The 17,553-nt window shown below is 38.0% G+C and carries 21 protein-coding genes; 6 read left to right on the top strand and 15 right to left on the bottom strand.

Going from position 1 to position 17,553, the window contains the following annotated elements:
* Window positions 1–44: 44 nt before the first annotated feature.
* The 11 genes from AC52J8_RS06315 to AC52J8_RS06265 form a co-directional block, all read right to left on the bottom strand.
* A complete protein-coding gene (locus tag AC52J8_RS06315; protein WP_086399160.1) occupies window positions 45–1,010 on the bottom strand; it encodes a 2-hydroxyacid dehydrogenase in 966 nt (321 codons plus the stop codon).
* An 11-nt stretch (window positions 1,011–1,021) separates the two neighbouring features.
* Window positions 1,022–1,669 (bottom strand): hypothetical protein, encoded by a 648-nt coding sequence (locus tag AC52J8_RS06310; RefSeq protein WP_017480785.1) that lies wholly within the window; start codon window positions 1,667–1,669, stop codon window positions 1,022–1,024.
* 100 nt (window positions 1,670–1,769) lie between these two features.
* On the bottom strand, window positions 1,770–3,659 hold the full coding sequence (locus AC52J8_RS06305) for a M48 family metalloprotease (protein WP_086399161.1): 1,890 nt from the start codon (window positions 3,657–3,659) through the stop codon (window positions 1,770–1,772).
* A gap of 78 nt (window positions 3,660–3,737) precedes the next feature.
* Complete coding sequence (gene purF / locus AC52J8_RS06300) at window positions 3,738–5,279, bottom strand: amidophosphoribosyltransferase (RefSeq protein WP_005068333.1); 1,542 nt, start codon at window positions 5,277–5,279, stop codon at window positions 3,738–3,740.
* A 25-nt stretch (window positions 5,280–5,304) separates the two neighbouring features.
* Window positions 5,305–5,892: a CvpA family protein gene (locus AC52J8_RS06295; RefSeq protein WP_002115251.1), complete on the bottom strand. Its 588-nt coding sequence runs from the start codon at window positions 5,890–5,892 to the stop codon at window positions 5,305–5,307.
* 6 nt (window positions 5,893–5,898) lie between these two features.
* The gene (locus AC52J8_RS06290; RefSeq protein ID WP_032004644.1) at window positions 5,899–6,903 is read right to left on the bottom strand and encodes a quinone-dependent dihydroorotate dehydrogenase; all 1,005 of its coding nucleotides are present in this window, start codon (window positions 6,901–6,903) and stop codon (window positions 5,899–5,901) included.
* 89 nt (window positions 6,904–6,992) lie between these two features.
* Window positions 6,993–7,472, bottom strand: coding sequence for a type II secretion system protein M (locus tag AC52J8_RS06285; protein WP_005073507.1), 480 nt, complete (start codon window positions 7,470–7,472; stop codon window positions 6,993–6,995).
* A complete protein-coding gene (gspL, locus tag AC52J8_RS06280; RefSeq protein ID WP_086399163.1) occupies window positions 7,472–8,611 on the bottom strand; it encodes a type II secretion system protein GspL in 1,140 nt (379 codons plus the stop codon). The genes AC52J8_RS06285 and gspL overlap by 1 nt, the downstream gene beginning before the upstream one ends.
* 23 nt (window positions 8,612–8,634) lie before the next feature.
* Complete coding sequence (locus AC52J8_RS06275; protein ID WP_005068324.1) at window positions 8,635–9,090, bottom strand: SixA phosphatase family protein; 456 nt, start codon at window positions 9,088–9,090, stop codon at window positions 8,635–8,637.
* Window positions 9,091–9,146: 56 nt separating this feature from the next.
* Window positions 9,147–10,220 (bottom strand): NAD(P)H-dependent glycerol-3-phosphate dehydrogenase, encoded by a 1,074-nt coding sequence (locus AC52J8_RS06270; RefSeq protein WP_002115297.1) that lies wholly within the window; start codon window positions 10,218–10,220, stop codon window positions 9,147–9,149.
* Between the two features lie 34 nt (window positions 10,221–10,254).
* A complete protein-coding gene (locus AC52J8_RS06265; RefSeq protein WP_005073504.1) occupies window positions 10,255–10,830 on the bottom strand; it encodes a nitroreductase family protein in 576 nt (191 codons plus the stop codon).
* Between the two features lie 204 nt (window positions 10,831–11,034).
* On the opposite strand from AC52J8_RS06265, the gene AC52J8_RS06260 reads away from it, so the two are divergent.
* The gene (locus AC52J8_RS06260; RefSeq protein WP_005073503.1) at window positions 11,035–11,415 is read left to right on the top strand and encodes a putative periplasmic lipoprotein; all 381 of its coding nucleotides are present in this window, start codon (window positions 11,035–11,037) and stop codon (window positions 11,413–11,415) included.
* 37 nt (window positions 11,416–11,452) lie between these two features.
* Here the strand turns inward: AC52J8_RS06260 and rhlB are convergent, their stop codons facing one another.
* On the bottom strand, window positions 11,453–12,604 hold the full coding sequence (rhlB, locus tag AC52J8_RS06255) for an ATP-dependent RNA helicase RhlB (protein ID WP_002115257.1): 1,152 nt from the start codon (window positions 12,602–12,604) through the stop codon (window positions 11,453–11,455).
* Between the two features lie 109 nt (window positions 12,605–12,713).
* Window positions 12,714–12,926, bottom strand: a complete 213-nt coding sequence (locus AC52J8_RS06250) for a cold-shock protein (RefSeq protein ID WP_000126912.1) — start codon at window positions 12,924–12,926, stop codon at window positions 12,714–12,716.
* Between the two features lie 373 nt (window positions 12,927–13,299).
* Between AC52J8_RS06250 and AC52J8_RS06245 the strand changes: the two genes are divergently transcribed.
* From AC52J8_RS06245 to AC52J8_RS06225, 5 genes are all read left to right on the top strand, one after another.
* Window positions 13,300–13,545: a sulfurtransferase TusA family protein gene (locus AC52J8_RS06245; protein WP_005068314.1), complete on the top strand. Its 246-nt coding sequence runs from the start codon at window positions 13,300–13,302 to the stop codon at window positions 13,543–13,545.
* Window positions 13,546–13,678: 133 nt separating this feature from the next.
* Window positions 13,679–14,545, top strand: coding sequence for an RNA polymerase sigma factor RpoH (rpoH, locus tag AC52J8_RS06240; RefSeq protein ID WP_002115267.1), 867 nt, complete (start codon window positions 13,679–13,681; stop codon window positions 14,543–14,545).
* A gap of 108 nt (window positions 14,546–14,653) precedes the next feature.
* Entirely contained in the window at window positions 14,654–15,019 is a 366-nt protein-coding gene (locus AC52J8_RS06235) for a DUF423 domain-containing protein (RefSeq protein WP_086399164.1), read from the top strand.
* A gap of 13 nt (window positions 15,020–15,032) precedes the next feature.
* Window positions 15,033–15,230, top strand: coding sequence for a sulfur carrier protein ThiS (gene thiS, locus AC52J8_RS06230; protein WP_002115323.1), 198 nt, complete (start codon window positions 15,033–15,035; stop codon window positions 15,228–15,230).
* Between the two features lie 13 nt (window positions 15,231–15,243).
* Window positions 15,244–16,029: a thiazole synthase gene (locus tag AC52J8_RS06225; RefSeq protein WP_086399165.1), complete on the top strand. Its 786-nt coding sequence runs from the start codon at window positions 15,244–15,246 to the stop codon at window positions 16,027–16,029.
* A gap of 100 nt (window positions 16,030–16,129) precedes the next feature.
* Here the strand turns inward: AC52J8_RS06225 and AC52J8_RS06220 are convergent, their stop codons facing one another.
* Window positions 16,130–16,753 (bottom strand): HD domain-containing protein, encoded by a 624-nt coding sequence (locus AC52J8_RS06220; RefSeq protein WP_086399166.1) that lies wholly within the window; start codon window positions 16,751–16,753, stop codon window positions 16,130–16,132.
* Between the two features lie 19 nt (window positions 16,754–16,772).
* The gene (gene yaaA, locus AC52J8_RS06215) at window positions 16,773–17,546 is read right to left on the bottom strand and encodes a peroxide stress protein YaaA (protein WP_002115321.1); all 774 of its coding nucleotides are present in this window, start codon (window positions 17,544–17,546) and stop codon (window positions 16,773–16,775) included.
* Window positions 17,547–17,553 lie beyond the last annotated feature (7 nt).

The following is a 17,553-nucleotide window of genomic DNA, read 5'->3' as shown; positions in this document are numbered from 1 at the left end:
TCACTCGAGATCGCTTAGTTTTGCAATGAAGTGTTATTAATCATTTATGCAAAGTTTGGGTTTACCAAATATCTAGGAGTTTTATTCTCTAAAGCTTCAACCAGATTTTTATAAGCAAGATTTGCCATTTTTTTACGGGTCTCTGCAGTCGCAGATCCTACGTGAGGCAAAGTAACAACATTTGGCAGTTTAAAAAGCTCTGAATCTTGTAAAGGTTCTTTTTCATATACATCTAAACCAGCCCCGAAGATTTCACCGCTTTGCAAGGCCTCAATCAATGCATGCTCGTCAACCACTGAACCACGCGCAATATTTATAAAAATAGCGTGCTTTTGCATAAGCTCAAATTGAGCTTTACCCATCAAGGCTTTCGACTCATTATTTAAATCAACTGCGGTTACTACAAAATCAGACTGTTGCAATAACTCATCTAAACCAAGATATTGTGCTTTTAAAGGCTCTGCCAATTCAGGCTTTTCACGGCGGTTATGGTAAACAATATTCATGTTAAATCCATAAAAACCACGTCGTGCAATTGCAGCACCAATATTACCAAGTCCAATAATCCCTAGCGTCTTTCCAAAAACATCCAAACCAAATTGCTGAGGCCCAACAGTTCTTTTCCATTCACCTTGTTTAGTCCAATGATCAAGAAAAGGAACTTTTCTAGCAGCACTAAGCAATAACGTAAAAGCAAGATCAGCCGTTGTTTCAGTTAAAACATGAGGTGTATTTGATAACCAGATTTTTCTTTGGTTTAGATAAGCCACATCATAATTGTCATAGCCAACTGTTACAGATGAAATAATTTTGAGTTTTTGAGCAGGCGCAAGATTACTTTCATTAAGAAGTCGACCGGCACCAATCATCCCATCAGCATCTACAACTTGTTGGCGTATTTGCTCATTAATATCACCCAGTTTTGGATTAAGAACCACAACATGATAATCCTGTTGTAATCGAGACAAAATTTCTTCATCAATTTGGCTAAAAACTACAACTTTTTTCATGTAAATCCCTACTACTCGTTGTTATCTTGCATTAATTGCCATAACCTTTTTTTAAGGAGTGGTTTCTCCAACATCTCTTTTAAACTCGCCAAATGTATAATATTGGCATGCTGAATATAAGAACATTCCCCAAGGCACAAGATTTTCTTGTCTGCTGCGACAGCATCTAAAAATCCTTGAATATATGAACCTGCACCACGTTGATCTTGATAGTTAGCTAAAGGGAATGGCCATTTTAGTTCAGCATATTGCCCTATTTTTGCTTTTTGAATGTTATTCCAAAGCTGCTTTTCTTCTTCACTTAAATTGGTAACATCTAAAAAAATAACGCATTTTTCAAGCGCAAAAGCCTGTAACTCAAATGAAGCAATCGTAACCACTGGAGCTTGTACTTCAGTACGAGGCGACACAACAGGCGGAACTTCTACTGGAAGTGGTACCGCAATTTCAGGTTCAACTTTTGGAACTTCGTTGACTTGTGGTTTTGTCGGTTGCTCAACAACTGGATTATTCTTAGAAGGCAATATAATTGGTTCACCTTCTGGCGCAGCTTGATCTCGCCAGAGACTTTGAGCATTATTTTTTTGGCACACCTGTGTCTTAGGAATCCATACATCAATTCCTAAAGTTGCCAATATATTTCTTTGCTGCCCAATCATCTGTAAATCAATACCTCTACTCTATCTACATTCTAACGGGCTTCAGTCTTTTTTTCAGTGTTTTATTTCATTCAGATGTTTTTATAATCGTATATGTCTTTTAAATAATCATCACACTATTTCTCTTTTGCATTTGATCCACAATTTCTTCTGTCTCAAAGCCAAAACGCCAATAAAGCAATTCAAGCACATCGAGTTCATCTTGCGTGATAATACGGTCTCTCCACAAACACATTTCTGCAATAGCTAGAATACTTAGACGGTCACGTAATAATAAACCAGCAATATCATTTAAAATTTCAGCTAGATCTAATGGCTCATCTGAAATTTCATCATAAATATACATTTCATCGGGATTGAGCAGCGAACGTAAAATACGCTCACGTACTTCTAATTGATTTGGGCTATTAATTTGCTGAACATGAAGCAAAGCATCAATCAAACGAACAATTTGAGGTTTCACTTCTTCAAATGCAGTCGGCAAATGTAATGGCATCAAATTCAATTCATGTTTAACCCGCTCCAATAAAAGTGCATCTAACAATCCAATTTCACCATCTTCCTGGATAATGAGCGCTAGCTTAGTAAGAAATTGCCGCGCAATACTTGCAGGTATATGCCCAATATTTTTACAAGCATCATGAAATATTTGAATATGAATACGCCCATCCAAATTCAATAATGCATCGATAATGGCATGACTCACAGGTGCATCTTTTGGAATAAACTCGCGATATTGGCGAATCATCAAAATAGCAACCATAACTTCACGTGAACCAGTCGCAGTTTGTAGTGCTCGCTGAATTAATTCAGGACGCTTCTTATTTCGACGTACATCACTACTCAGGGGTTTAATGGCATCATTTAATGCAAAACTAATTGGCGACAGCCTTAACAAAGGTAGAGGCTGTGGAGATGACCACGGAATATAAATTTCTTTCTCAGATTCTTCCAAGAAATGAAATAAACTAAACAACGGACGGTTGCGAAGCTTCTTTAAATTTTCTAATTGTAAATCTTGTAGCAAAGTGGGATTTAACTCATAAATACGTTCACGAATACTGGGGTGAATATTCATCCAGCTTTGTGGGCTCAGTGAGTTAGCAAAACACATATGCGCGATTGACTCAGAATAAGCACTATGAATTTGCGAACCAGAATGGTGAACATAAATACGCAACAAGGTTTGGGTATTCGCATTATTTTTTAATAGTCGCACTGTTTTTTGGTCATTACGAAAGGTACGTCCACTCAAAGTCAAATATTTAATAAAACGAGTAATCAGTACACCTAGGCTTCCAGCCAACCAAATGACTCCACCGACCGCAACAAAAACAGTTTCAAATTTATGTTTATAACCCGGGCTATAGCGCTTAAAACCTTGCTTGGCTAATTTACTTCCCCACTGACTAAAAGTTGTTAAGCCGCTATATAAAATCTTTAATTTAGTATTCTCAACAGCCTCACCCGATAAAATCTGATTAAATTCATGGCCCAATAAACCATATAACTCAAGCTTATCCAGATTCTGTAAAGCACCCCATGTCAGAATAATTACGATATCTTTGGGATGAAAACCTGCCGTAAGTGCATTTACACCAACTTCATCAGGTAAAACATACACGGTTGGTACTTTTAGGGAAAAATTTTGGGCTAAGTGTTCTGTAATTTTTAATGCCGCGAGTTCTTCGGGAGTACTCTCCTCTTTCACCAAACGACGTGCTTTAAGTTGTTTTGCTAAAGAGTGCCCACCTTTACGCAGAATATAAAGTTCGGTAACTACCGACCAAACCATAATAAAAAGTAATAGCGCAACGAAGTAAGGACTTAAGGTGTGCCACCAAATTGGCTGGCTATAATCAAAAAAATGAACGAGTAAACCTAAAATTAAATTTAAGATAAAAATAGTAAGCAGCACAGCAACCAAACACATAGTGATGGACCATGCCATATTTTTATTTTCGATTAGATAGTGGCTTACTTCTTTCAATGTAAATATTCCCAATTACATTGTTAGGTTTCATCATAAAAGAAAAAAGCGGGAAATACCCGCTTTTTTCGGCTATTTCTATTCTTCTTTGATGCCTGTTAAATCTACAGAAGCAGCATCGACATTAACGTCAATATAACCATCTTTTTTCTTCTTAGCAGAGTCATTACGCTTCTGCTCCAAATTATTTAGATAGTTACCATCAATATCACCTGTTACGTAGATTCCATCAAATACTGAGCAATCGAACTCAGTTAAGTCAGGCACTTTGCTGGTACGTACAGCATTTTTCAAGTCTTCCAATTCTTGGAAAATCAAACGATCAGCACCAATAATTTCTTGGATCTCTTCCACGCTGCGTTCTGAAGCAATAAGCTCAGCTTTAGCAGGCATATCAATACCGTAAACGTTTGGATACATTACTTTCGGTGCTGCTGACGCAAAGTATACTTTTTTGGCACCAGAATCACGTGCCATCTGAATAATCTCATTACACGTTGTACCACGTACAATAGAGTCATCCACCAATAGAACGTTCTTACCTTTGAATTCTAACTCAACAGGGTTTAATTTCTGACGTACAGATTTTTTACGTTGCTGTTGACCTGGCATAATAAAGGTACGGCCGATATAACGGTTTTTCATAAAACCTTCACGGAACTTCACACCTAGAATATTTGCAAGTTCTAAAGCTGAAGTACGGCTCGTATCTGGAATTGGAATCACCACATCAATATCGTGGTCCTCGCCCCAGTCACGTAAAATTTTATGAGCAAGCTTTTCACCCATTTTTAAACGTGCTTTATAAACTGAGATTCCATCAATAATCGCATCAGGACGAGCAAAATAAACGTATTCAAAAATACATGGGCGGTATTTCGGATTAGCAGCACATTGTTTAGAGAACAACTCACCATTTGCATTGATGAAAATTGCTTCACCCGGTTCAATATCACGCTCAATTTTAAAACCAAGAGCAGTAATAGCAACCGATTCAGAAGCAATGATGTATTCCATCTCACCTTGTTCAGTTACACGTGAACCGTAAATAAGTGGGCGAATACCATTCGGATCACGGAAGCCAACCAAACCATGACCAGTAATCATCGCTACTACACCATACGCACCTTGGCAACGCTCATGCACACGAGAAACCGTGTGAAAAATATCATCAGGGGTAGGATTTAAAGTGCCTTTCTTCTGTAATTCATGCGCAAACACGTTTAAAAGAACTTCTGAGTCAGAATCAGTATTCATATGACGTAAATCTGTTTTAAACAGGTCATCATGAATTTCTTCTGCATTGGTCAAGTTACCATTATGTGCAAGCGTAATACCATAAGGTGAGTTTACATAAAATGGTTGTGCTTCAGCACTGCTCGCAGAACCAGCAGTTGGGTAACGTACATGGCCAATACCATAATTACCAAGTAATGCTCTCATATGACGAGTATGAAAGACATCACGCACCATACCGTTATCCTTACGAAGGAAAAGACGGCCTTCATGGCAGGTTACTATTCCAGCTGCATCTTGCCCACGATGTTGCAACATCGTTAAAGCATCAAACAACATTTGGTTCACTGGCGATTTACCGGCTATACCAACAACTCCACACATAGCAACCTCGCAGACAAGCTAGGAATTAATAAAAAGGATTCTTTGTCGAATGGTCGGATCGGTTTTCTAAATCTTCCGATTCGTCCATTGGTTTTGAAGGAGTGCCTGATGCACTACCTCCAGATGTTATTTGATGAAATGCCTCACTTGCAGCATCTTTAGACAACTCGGTAGCTAAAGGCGCATAAGGCAATAAAAACTGTATAAATTTGGACTGTTTCCAGTGCGGTGAACTTTCAACCCAAGGTCCTACACCCTGCATTGTAATTAGTACAACCAACAAGCCCTTTAAAGAACCAAAAGCACCACCTGCTAAACGATTTAATGGCCCCAATTTCAGACTTTTCAAGAGGCCATTTAAAAATGCAGAGACGATCCATGTTAAAACAATGATCAAAAGCGCTATAAATGCAAAAGCTGCAATTTTCTGAACAACTGGATCATGACTTAAACCCGACATAGACGGAGCAAGAAGGACAGCATATTTTGCACCCATAATTAATGCAATGACCCATCCTACCAAGTTCGCAAAGGCTTTAATAAATCCTTGTCGCAAACCGTTTAGCCCCCCAATGAGCAAAAGTATCAGAATAATGATATCAATTGTGTTCATATTCACTTAAGACATAGCTGCAACACATTGTTTCACTAAAATAGGACCTGTATAAATTAGCCCACTATAGATCTGTACTAATGTTGCTCCAGCTTGCTGTTTGACTGCTGCTTGTTCACCCGACAAAATTCCACCCACGCCAATTAACGGGATTTGTCCTTTTAATGTTTGGGAAAACAAACGTAAGCATTCTGTACTTTTTTCAAAAACAGGCGCGCCTGATAAACCTCCCGACTCATTACCATAAGGAAGATTTTCTACACCTTCTCTTGATAAGGTCGTATTAGTAACGATCAAGCCATCAATTTTAAACTGCACTAACTGCGCTGCAATAAATTCAACATCTTCCGCTGTTAAATCAGGTGCAACTTTCAGAACCAAAGGAACATAGTGATTATTTTGTTCAGCTAGCTCAAGTTGTCTTTCTTTTAAGGTTTGCAATAGTTCAGTTAATGCATCGCCACTTTGTAAACTTCTTAAGTTCTTAGTATTTGGAGATGAAATATTAACGGTAATATAAGAAGCGTAGTTATACACTTTCTCAAGGCAAATCAGGTAGTCATCAACAGCTTTTTCTACAGGAGTATCAGCATTCTTACCAATATTAATGCCTAAAATTCCTTTAAACTTTGAAGCTTTTACATTTTCAATCAGCTTATCAACACCATCATTATTGAACCCCATACGGTTAATAATGGCTTGAGCTTCGGGAATACGGAATAAGCGCGGCTGCGGATTACCCGATTGAGGACGAGGTGTAATGGTTCCAATTTCAATAAAACCAAACCCTAACCCAGCTAAAGCATCAATGTGTGCACCATTTTTATCAAGACCGGCTGCCAAACCTACTGGATTTGGAAATTCAATTCCCATACAAGTCGTCGGTTTCGCTTCTACGCTCTGACGGAGTAAGCCGAACTTATGTGCTTTATCAAGCATAGATAATGTTAATTCATGGGCACGCTCTGGTGCTAAACTAAACAACATCGGGCGAGCAAGTGAATATAACATACCAATCACAATCTACTGATTTTAGGTAGGCATATTATAGGCACAGGGAGCACAAAACACCATGCTTAAGACCAGCATATTTTAATATGTTATTGAACCGTCGCTGTTAATTTAATCTGACCTTCACTTGAAACCATTTCCATTTTTTCAATACTTAAGCCCATTTGTGCCAGTTGGGTTAAAAAGTTAGCTAAAATTGCGTAATTCTGATGAGTAACAATAATTTGTAACTGCTCGCCATTTTGCTGAGAAGTAACCGTTAAACCTTGCTGTTGAGCTACACGTTGTATTTTTTCTGCCTGCCCCAGCTCAAGCTCACTCGCAGGTTTCATAGTGACCGCATTACTTTGCATCCACACCATCAAATCTTTTAAATCATTTAAGCGCTGTTGCTGCTGTTCTGCTAAGGAATGCATTTTCCAAAGTGAAGCCCCAATAATAGCCACTACAACAAAAATTGTAGTAAAGACCACCATGATACGTTCACGGACAGTCAAACGGTCTAAATATTGATTAACTTGTTCGATCCACTGATCAAAGCGGTTTTGCAATTGAGCTAACATTTTCATTATTGTATTTTCACCACCCCAATTGCCCCACCACCATCGGCTTGAACATTACCTAACTCCGCCTTAAATCCTTGCTGATTAAGCTGCTGTGTTAAAGCTTGCAAATCATCTGCCGATTTTGCTTTCAAGGCCATGGTTAGTGTAGAAGCATCATAATTTAATTGCTGAGCTAAAATTTGTCTTTGCATCAGAATAGGCCCAACACGACTCAATAAAGAAAGTGCTTGTGTATCGCCTTGTTTACTCATTCTTAAATGACTTTCAAATTGGCTTTTTATATTTTGTTCATTTACGCGACTAGAAGAACCAAACCAATATTTATATTGCTCAATTGTCTGCTCAGCTGTTTGATTTGCTACATTTCTTAATTTCACCCAACGCAACAAATCATAGCTGAACTGAACCACAATAATTGCTAAAACAATAACCGCACATGCTTTCCAGTACCCAGAAACCGTTTGCTCTTGACCTTTGGCTTTTGGTAAAACATTAAAAGGATGCTGTTTAGGTTTATCTAAGCCCTGAAACTGATAAAAAAATTCTGAACGTTGCTCAACACTAGAAGCTGCTTCTAAGCTTTCTAATTGTTCTGTCGTTAATCCACTATATTGATAGTTTGTTTCAACTGGCTGGAATTCCAAAAACAATCCCAAATCATCTAGTGAATTACCGACCCATTTACTTTCACGCGCCAGTAATTTTTGGTCAATATTACACAGGATAACTTGCTGTTCTTGTGGTTCCGGCAAAATCAAAAAGTCTGGCAACAAAGCAACCAGCTTGATTGGCAACAAATTCATCGCATGTTGCCATGTTTCCACAGTAGTTTTTGCAACACCCAATATTGTTAATTGATCAGCATGAAAATGATGAACTACTTTCATGTGATCAATAGGCAAAGTTACAAACTCTTCAAGCAAATATTTAACACCATCTGCTCCGAGTTGCTTGTAATAAGACTTTGCTATTTGTTGCTGGAATACCTGAGCATGACGACTAGGAAAAAAGACAGCAGCCTCTTTTCCTTGGTGCAATTGTAGGTCTTGTATTAATTGATCAAGGCTTTCGGCCTGTAACCAGTTTTCTCCGTTAGACCAATGCCATATTCCATTGGTTTCAGGCATCCATAAATACAGCATAATGGGCTAAATAACCTTTTTAATTATATTGTGGGTATAAAACTATTTTTTTGTGTTGATAAACCAGTTGCAATCACAGCCTGATCATAAATTCGAGCTTCAGCCAGTGCAAATGGATTAAAGTTTTCATGGGTCAGCAGTTCAGCAATATGCCCTACTACATTCATATGACACACGACCACAATTGACTCATAAGGAATCTGAGACAACCACTCGACTGCCTCTTTGGCGTTATCATCCGGTTTAATTTTATCGCATAACAACACAGGCACATCTTTAAAATAAGCTTGAATATGTGCCAATGTCTCTTGAGCACGTAACAAAGGACTAACTACAAAAATATCAGGCTTAACAATATCTTTTAAAAATGTTGCTGTCTGTTCTGCTTGAGCATGTCCACGAGCAGTAAGAGGGCGTTTAGTGTCGTTACCATTTACAGGTGGAGCGGCTTCCCCATGGCGAACCAATGTCAGTTGCATAAATTTTCCTTGTTAATAATTCCTGCATTATAACCACAATTTATGACATTTCTTCTTCAGACTTCGTGATGAGGTAAAACAAATTCAACATCACTACGGTGTCCGTTTTTCATAAGAGATAATGCAATATTTAAAGGAGGCGCCCCTTCAAAAATAACTTCATATAAAGCATTAGTAATAGGCATATAAACATCTAATTCTTCTGCTTTACCACGCACCTGAACAATTGTATTGATGCCTTCTGCTGTCTGCCCCAACTCTTTACTCGCCTGATCCAGCGTTTTACCCGAACCTAAAGCATAACCAATCTGATAATTACGGCTTAAAGGGCTATTACAAGTCGCGAATAAATCACCAACACCTGACAATCCCAAGAATGTAAGCGGATTTGCACCTTGTTTTACTGCAAAACGGCTCATCTCAGCCAAAGCACGCGTTAAAATCATACTCTTGGTGTTTTCACCAATTTTGTAAGCGGCACCAATTCCCATTGCAACCGCATAAATATTTTTAAGCGCACCACCTAACTCCACTCCGTGTACATCATCACTACCAAAAACACGGAATAAAGCACTATGCAGAGCATGTTGCACAGCATAACGAACCAGCTCAGAATCACTAGCAATAACAGTACCAGATGGCATACCTGCCATAATTTCTTTTGCAAGGTTTGGACCTGATAGCACACCATAAGGAACTTCAGGTAATTCTTCACGAATAATATCGCTCATGAAGCTGAAAGTTTTAGCTTCAACACCTTTGGTCAAAGACACAACCGCTTGTGCAGTAATATAAGGAGCGATTTGTTTTAAAACATCGCGAAATGAGTGACTTGGAATTGCGACTAAAATAATATCTCGGTCACATACAGCTTGCTCAAGATCAGACACAGCGCGTAATGATGACTCTAAAATAAAATCTGGCAAATAACGTTTATTAATGTGTGTTTTATTAATTTCCTCAGCTGTTTCGGCGTCACGAATCCAGATCATGGTATCGCAACCATTACGTGCAGCTAAATTTGCCATAGCCGTTCCAAAGCTCCCTCCCCCTAGAACGGTAATACGTAAAGCAGTTTTTTTATCAACCGCAACAGGTTCTACCAAATCTGTAAACTTAAATTCAGCCATCTTTTATTATCCTATTTCTTACTTCTACAGACGTTTAAGCCTGCCAAACTTTTACGAATTCTTTACTTTCAATATCTGCACGCGGTGCAATTACTTTAGCTGCTGTGCCGACGTAAATAATACCTGAAATTAAATCACGAGGTTGCAGACCTAAATGCTGTTTTAACCAATTTGATTCGACAACTGCACCACTACGCCACATGGTCGAAAAACCTTGAGCTTGTAGAGATAATAAAAGATTTTGTACTGCGGCACCCGTACTTAAGATTTGTTCGAAATGCGGTACTTTCGGATGATCTTGTAGTTGTGTAAGCGCTAAAATGAGTAATGGTGCGCGAAAAGGATGTTGTTTAACACGTTCGAGTTGAGCGGGATCAGTTTCACCTAAATCTGCTAGAGCCTTTGCTAAAACTTCACCAAAAGCACCACGTTGTTCGCCTGAAACAACCACAAAACGCGTTGGCTTAAGTCTATGATGATCTGGAGCAGTCAAAGCTGCTTGGAAAGCTAACTCTAATTGCTCTGTACTTGGAGCTGGCTCAACTAATTGGCCAATAGACTGACGCTGATGAATATTTTGGTGAATTATTTGTATTGCTGATTCCGTCATTAATATTGATCTAACTCAAAAATTCAAAATAGATTAGCATAATCTACCGTTAATCCACCATTGAATCTAGCTTATAAAATTAGCGAACTCTCACTTTGACATTTTTTAATACAAAACATCAAAACTCATACAACGTCTTCAAAATCAACTAGAAAACTTATGTTCAAATAGCTATGTCTTTTAGCGATTAACTTTAGGTGCATTATGAAAAAAATAATTTTAGCGAGCGCAATGAGCGGTGTTGTTTTATTACTTGGTGCTTGCGCAACTACTCCTAAAAATACTTTAGCAGTTCAAAAAGAAAATAATCAGTTTGAAGTTACAGGTATTGGCAAAACCAATTTAATTGCAAAAAATAATGCAATTACTGCAGCTCAAAAAACTTGCTCAAAAAACACTACACCAGTCGTTGTAGATGAAAAAACAACCTATAACGGTGTATTAAAAGATGTTGTAAGTGAAAAAACCGGTCAAATGGTTGAAGCAGCAGCAGGTGTTATTGGTACATTAACTGGTAAAAATGCATCTTTAGCAAAAGATGATGACTACCAAACAACGCTTACTTTCTATTGTAAAATTAATTAATAAAAAAATCCCAATCATTTGATTGGGATTTTTTTTATTAGCAATAACCATCTAATCTGGTCAGTGGTAATTTCTTACCAATTGCTTTTTCAATTTCGGGTAAATAAAAGGCATCATCTTCAGATAAGAAACTAATACTTACCCCTTGTGAGCCAGCACGACCTGTACGACCAATACGGTGTACATAATCATCAGATTGTTCAGGCAATGTAAAGTTGATGACATGCGACACGCCATCCACATGAATACCACGACCAGCAACATCTGTCGCAATCATAATATTATGTTTACCTTGCTTAAATTGCTCTAACATTTTTAAACGTTTATCTTGAGCAATCTCACCAGAAAGCATACCAACTCTATATCCATCTTTCTTTAAATGATCATAAAGACGGCGGACCTGGTCACGTCGATTAGCAAAAATCATGACCTTATCGATTGGTTCTTCACGCAAGATATCTTGTAGTAAACGATATTTGTCTTGTTTAGCTACAACATAAACACGTTGTTCTACATCGTTATTGGTCTTTTGTTCAGGCTCAATTTCAACAGTTACAGGTTCAAATAACCATTGTCTTGCCAAATTCAAAACGTCATAACTAAACGTCGCTGAGAACATGAGTGTCTGACGTTGTTCCTTGCGTGGTGAATAACGAACAATACGTTTTACGGAAGGAATAAAGCCCATGTCTAATAAACGGTCAGCTTCATCAATGACTAAAAATTCAATTTGATCGAGCCAGACTTCTTTTTGTTCTACAAAATCGATTAAACGCCCTGGCGTGGCTACCATGATATCGACAAAATTAGCATCAAGTTGCTTCTTCTGCTTATCGAAATCAACACCACCCAATAGGGTCACTAAATGTAAATTAGAGAATTTTGTGAGAAATTTCGCATCACTTTCAATTTGCAATGCCAACTCACGAGTAGGCGCCAAGATTAAAGCACGAGGCTCGCCACGGAAGCGTTGCTCTTGAATCGGATTATTGAGTAAATCATTAATTACACTAATCAGAAAGGCAGCTGTCTTACCTGTTCCTGTTTGTGCTCGCCCAATTGCATCATGCCCGGCTAATGTATATTTTAAAACCTTTTGCTGAATTGGGGTCATTTGAGTAAACCCTAAAGCATCAATCGCCTTTTTAAGTTGCGGATGTAAATTCAAGGTTTCAAAACCAGATGTCATAAATACGCGCTCTAACAAACAATCTCTCGAATGAGAAGATCATTATAAACAAAAACGCCCCAATTCAAAAATTGGAGCGTCCATCATTCATCAAAAAGATGAATTAGTCTTAGTCTAAAGGCTGAACGTTTTCAGCTTGAAAACCTTTTTGACCTTGTACAACGCTAAACTCTACACGTTGACCATCACGTAGAGAACGGTGACCGTCACCTACGATTGCACGGAAGTGAACGAATACATCGTCGCCGCCGTTACGTTGAATAAAACCAAAGCCTTTAGTGTCATTAAACCACTTTACTACGCCTTGTTCACGAGCTGTCATAAGTCAATCCTCAGATGTTGAAAAAAGGACCTTCCGGTGTTGCAAACAGCAGAGCAAACAAGGTTTTAAAATATTTATAATCTTAAAGCTTGTAATCATTCTGTAAAACTATCAACAATTTCCGGTTACATCCATTTGTTATAGGGTTATTAAATCAATTTGATTGTGTGGTAAATCCTAAAACGGTTCGAGCTTAACACGGGTTTATGACAATTAATAGAATTTTTTTCAAATATTTCCCCTATTTTTAGTTCTTTTTTTAAACAGCTTATTACAATATTTTTTATAGAAATTCCCTGCATCTTCTTTCATAAAATATGCTGTATTTATTAAAAATTTGTTAGAATATTTTTTTTAGTTGTTTTGATGATGAATGAGCAATACTTCTTCTAATACAGCACCCATTGAAATTAATGCCCTTGGACAACCCTGCCCAATGCCATTGTTAATGCTAAAACGTGAACTTAAAAAAGCGTCAGGCAAACAACAATTTTTATTAAAATCTTCAGATCCTCATAGTGAAATTGATGTAACTCGTTACTGTGGTTTACATCATTTTACGTGTCAAACTACACACATATCGGAAAGAGAATTTCACTATTTAATTGAAACTCAATAATTCTTTGCTAAACTAAAAGATTAGAAATTGCATAAAATTTTACATTTCTCTACCCAATTTTCCTTAATTATGAAGCTGATTCAAATTAAGATGAATTTATTGGTTATCCCATTCGATCCTATAAGGAGAACTCATGAGTGACAGCAGCAATCAATTGATGCCCCTGTCATTGTCTGCGCCCGGTGTAAACCTTGGTGCATATATCAGTACTGTCAATCAGATTCCTATTTTAACGGCCGAGCAAGAAAAAGAACTTGCTGAACGTTATTATTATGACCAAGATCTTGATGCCGCAAAAATGCTGGTAATGTCGCATTTACGTTTTGTCGTTCATATTGCGCGCAGCTATGCAGGTTATGGCCTACCACAAGGCGACCTTATTCAAGAAGGTAATTTAGGCTTAATGAAAGCCGTGAAACGTTTCGACCCAAATATGGGCGTGCGTCTAGTATCTTTTGCCGTCCATTGGATTAAGGCAGAAATCCATGAATACGTTATTCGCAACTGGCGTATCGTCAAGATTGCAACGACAAAAGCTCAGCGTAAATTATTTTTCAATTTACGTAGTTTAAAAAAATCGAGTAAAAAATTAACGCTCGAAGAAGCTCAATCGATTGCTAATGACTTAAATGTAACTCCAGAACAAGTTCTGGAAATGGAAGGTCGTTTAACTGCTTATGATGCTGCTTTTGAAGCACAAGGCGATGACGACGACGATACTCCACACACAGCGCCTGCGTTGTATCTTGAAGATAACCGCTACGACCCTGCCCGTTTAGTCGAGAACGAAGACTGGGAAGAGCAAAGTACTTCAGCCTTGCATGATGCAATGGACCAGTTAGATGACCGTTCGCGTAATATTTTACAACGCCGCTGGTTAGATGATGACAAGTCTACTCTTCACGAGTTAGCAGCTGAATATAATGTTTCGGCAGAACGTATTCGTCAGCTTGAAAAGAATGCGATGGAAAAAATCAAAACTGCCATGTCAGCAAGCTAAAATAAAAAAAAATAAAAGGGCGAATCGCCCTTTTGTTTTATCTGGCTATGTTTAGCCAACCCAATCTATGTTAACGTTGCCTTTCATTATTCAGTTGCGTTTTTTGTTATGTGGATCGCCATTTCAGCCCTTAATCTTGCTTTTGCAGTCATGTTGGGTGCTTTTGGAGCACATGGTCTTAAAGCTCACGCGAGTCCTGAGCAACTTGCTTGGTGGCAGACTGCAACCGACTACTTTTTTTATCATGCGCTTGGCCTACTAGCCCTTGGTATTTTAAGTAAAGTTCTTCCTCATTTCCCAATCAAGTTATCTTTCTTGCTTATCCAAATTGGTATTCTATTATTTTGTGGTTCGCTTTATATCATGGCGCTGGGTTTACCACGAATATTAGGTGCAATTACGCCAATCGGTGGAGCCTTAATGATTGCGGGATGGCTAGTCTTGGCTTGGAATGCTTTCAAATACGCAAAATAATCGGAATGTGATCATGCAAATTTATTTAAATGGCGAATTAACGGACACGCCTAGCCAAAACCTGTTGCAACTCATTCAGGAGTTGGCACTTGAAGGAAAACGTTTTGCTGTTGAGCACAATCAGCAAATCGTTTCTAAAAGCAAATTAGAGCAAATTTCTATTGCTCAACATGACCGTATCGAAATTATTCACGCTGTTGGCGGCGGCTAAGTCGGAGTTATCCATGCAAGACACCCCTCTCATTATTGGTTCACGTTCTTTTCAATCTCGCTTATTGGTCGGAACTGGCAAATATAAAGACTTAAGTGAAACGGATTTAGCTATTCAAGCCAGTGGTGCAGAAATCGTAACTGTCGCAATCCGCCGTGTGAATATTGGACAAAATCCAGATCAACCGAATTTACTTTCGGTCATTCCGCCAGAGAAATATACAATTTTGCCAAATACTGCAGGTTGTTTTGATGCTGACAGCGCAGTACGCACGTGTATGCTAGCGCGCGAGCTACTGGATGGTCATAACCTAGTAAAACTTGAAGTATTGGGTGATGAAAAAACCTTATATCCAAATGTAACCGAGACTTTAAAAGCCGCGCGCACTTTGATTGATGACGGTTTTGAGATTATGGTCTATACCTCTGACGACCCAATCATTGCTCAAGAACTTGAAAGTATGGGCTGTGTTGCGATTATGCCTTTAGGTAGTTTGATTGGTTCAGGTTTAGGTATTTTAAATCCACATACCATTTCAATTATTAAAGAAAATGCGAAAGTTCCAGTTTTAGTCGATGCAGGCGTTGGTACAGCAAGTGATGCTGCTATTGCGATGGAACTTGGTTGTGATGGTGTATTGATGAATACAGCGATTGCAGCTGCGCAAAACCCTATTTTGATGGCTTCTGCAATGAAAAAAGCTGTTGAAGCAGGACGTGAAGCATTTTTAGCAGGTCGTATGCCACGTAAACGCATGGCAAATGCAAGCTCGCCAGAAACAGGTTATTTCTTTAAATAATTTATTTCCAAGGAATCACTGCTTTTTCCAGTGATTCCTCTCCTGTCATATAACCATTTTACGTTTTAAAAATATATCGCTTTATTCTAATATGCTTAGGCTATTCCAATATTCGTCTTAAATTATCCTTGGCGTTTAACTCAAAATTCTTTTGGAAATATACAGTTTGATAAAGTGACTCAGACTGATAAAAATGTATTAAAACTTGTTTTCTCTTAATTGAATATACTTCTGGATCAACCCAAGAATACTCCTGCTGAATTTGCTGTTCATACTGGATAAAACGTTCAGGTGTTGCTGCCAAAATAGCTAAATCAATATCCAATAAAAATTGCAAATCTGTTTCATCGGTTAATGCATGCTTTTGAGTCGCAAGAATCCAACGCTTTATTTTCTTTAGGGTATCAAACGATAAATCTTGCGCCATCAATTGTTCAAATAACTCAGCACTTTTAAGCTCATTATCTGGTGCTTGAGGATCATAGATAACATCATGAAACCAGAGAGCCAATGCAACAGCATACGGATCATTTAATTCGTATTGGACCGCCTCCATTAAACTCAAACATTCATATAAATGTTGGACGGTATGGTAGGCTCGCTGTTTTTCACTATAAGCCGCAATAAGTTCATCATAGATTTTCTGCGGTTCAGAAAAATTATAATACTGATGCAGCTCAAACCAAACATGCTTTAGTTTTGATAAATAAAGCTGCATCGTCATCTATTAACCACGCTTAAGATTATTGCTCATCACGTTTAAATACCAACTCTTTTGCCGATGAGTTATCAGCATCAAAGTAATAACCCTCGGTATTAAACGCTTTGATGTCTTCAGCTTTATTTAATTGGTTTTCAACAATAAAACGAGCCATTAAACCACGTGCTTTTTTCGCATAGAAACTAATGACTTTATATTTGCCATTTTTCTGGTCAAGAAAAACAGGCTTCACAATTTCAGCCTTAATTTTCTTTTCATTGACAGACTTGTAATATTCATCTGAAGCTAGATTTACCAGCAATTCAGATTTAATTGCGGCCAAGTCTTCATTAATTTGGTTAGTGATGATATCACCCCAGAATTCATACAAATTATGACCTCTAGTATTTTTTAATTTAGTACCCATCTCTAAACGATAAGGCATCATTAAATCTAAAGGACGCAATAAACCATATAGACCAGAGAGCATACGCAAGTGCTGCTGTGCAAAGTCAATATCTTTATCTTTTAAATGGTACGCATCTAAACCGGTATACACATCCCCTTTAAATGCATAAATTGCTTGGCGAGCATTTGAGAAATTAAATTCGGGATTCCAGTCTCTAAATCGATCTGCATTTAGTGTGGCAATTTTTTCACTTACACTCATTAAACTCGCAATTTCCGAAGCAGAAAGTTTGCGGCAAACATCAATTAATTGTGCCGAGTTTTCTAACAAGCGAGGCTGAGTAAACTCATCTGTAGGTAACGCTGTTTCATAATCTAAAGTTTTTGCAGGAGAAATTAAAGCAAGCATAGACAAC

Source organism: Acinetobacter sp. S-1 (genome assembly GCF_059579785.1).
This window is presented reverse-complemented; position numbering and strand designations above follow the sequence as displayed.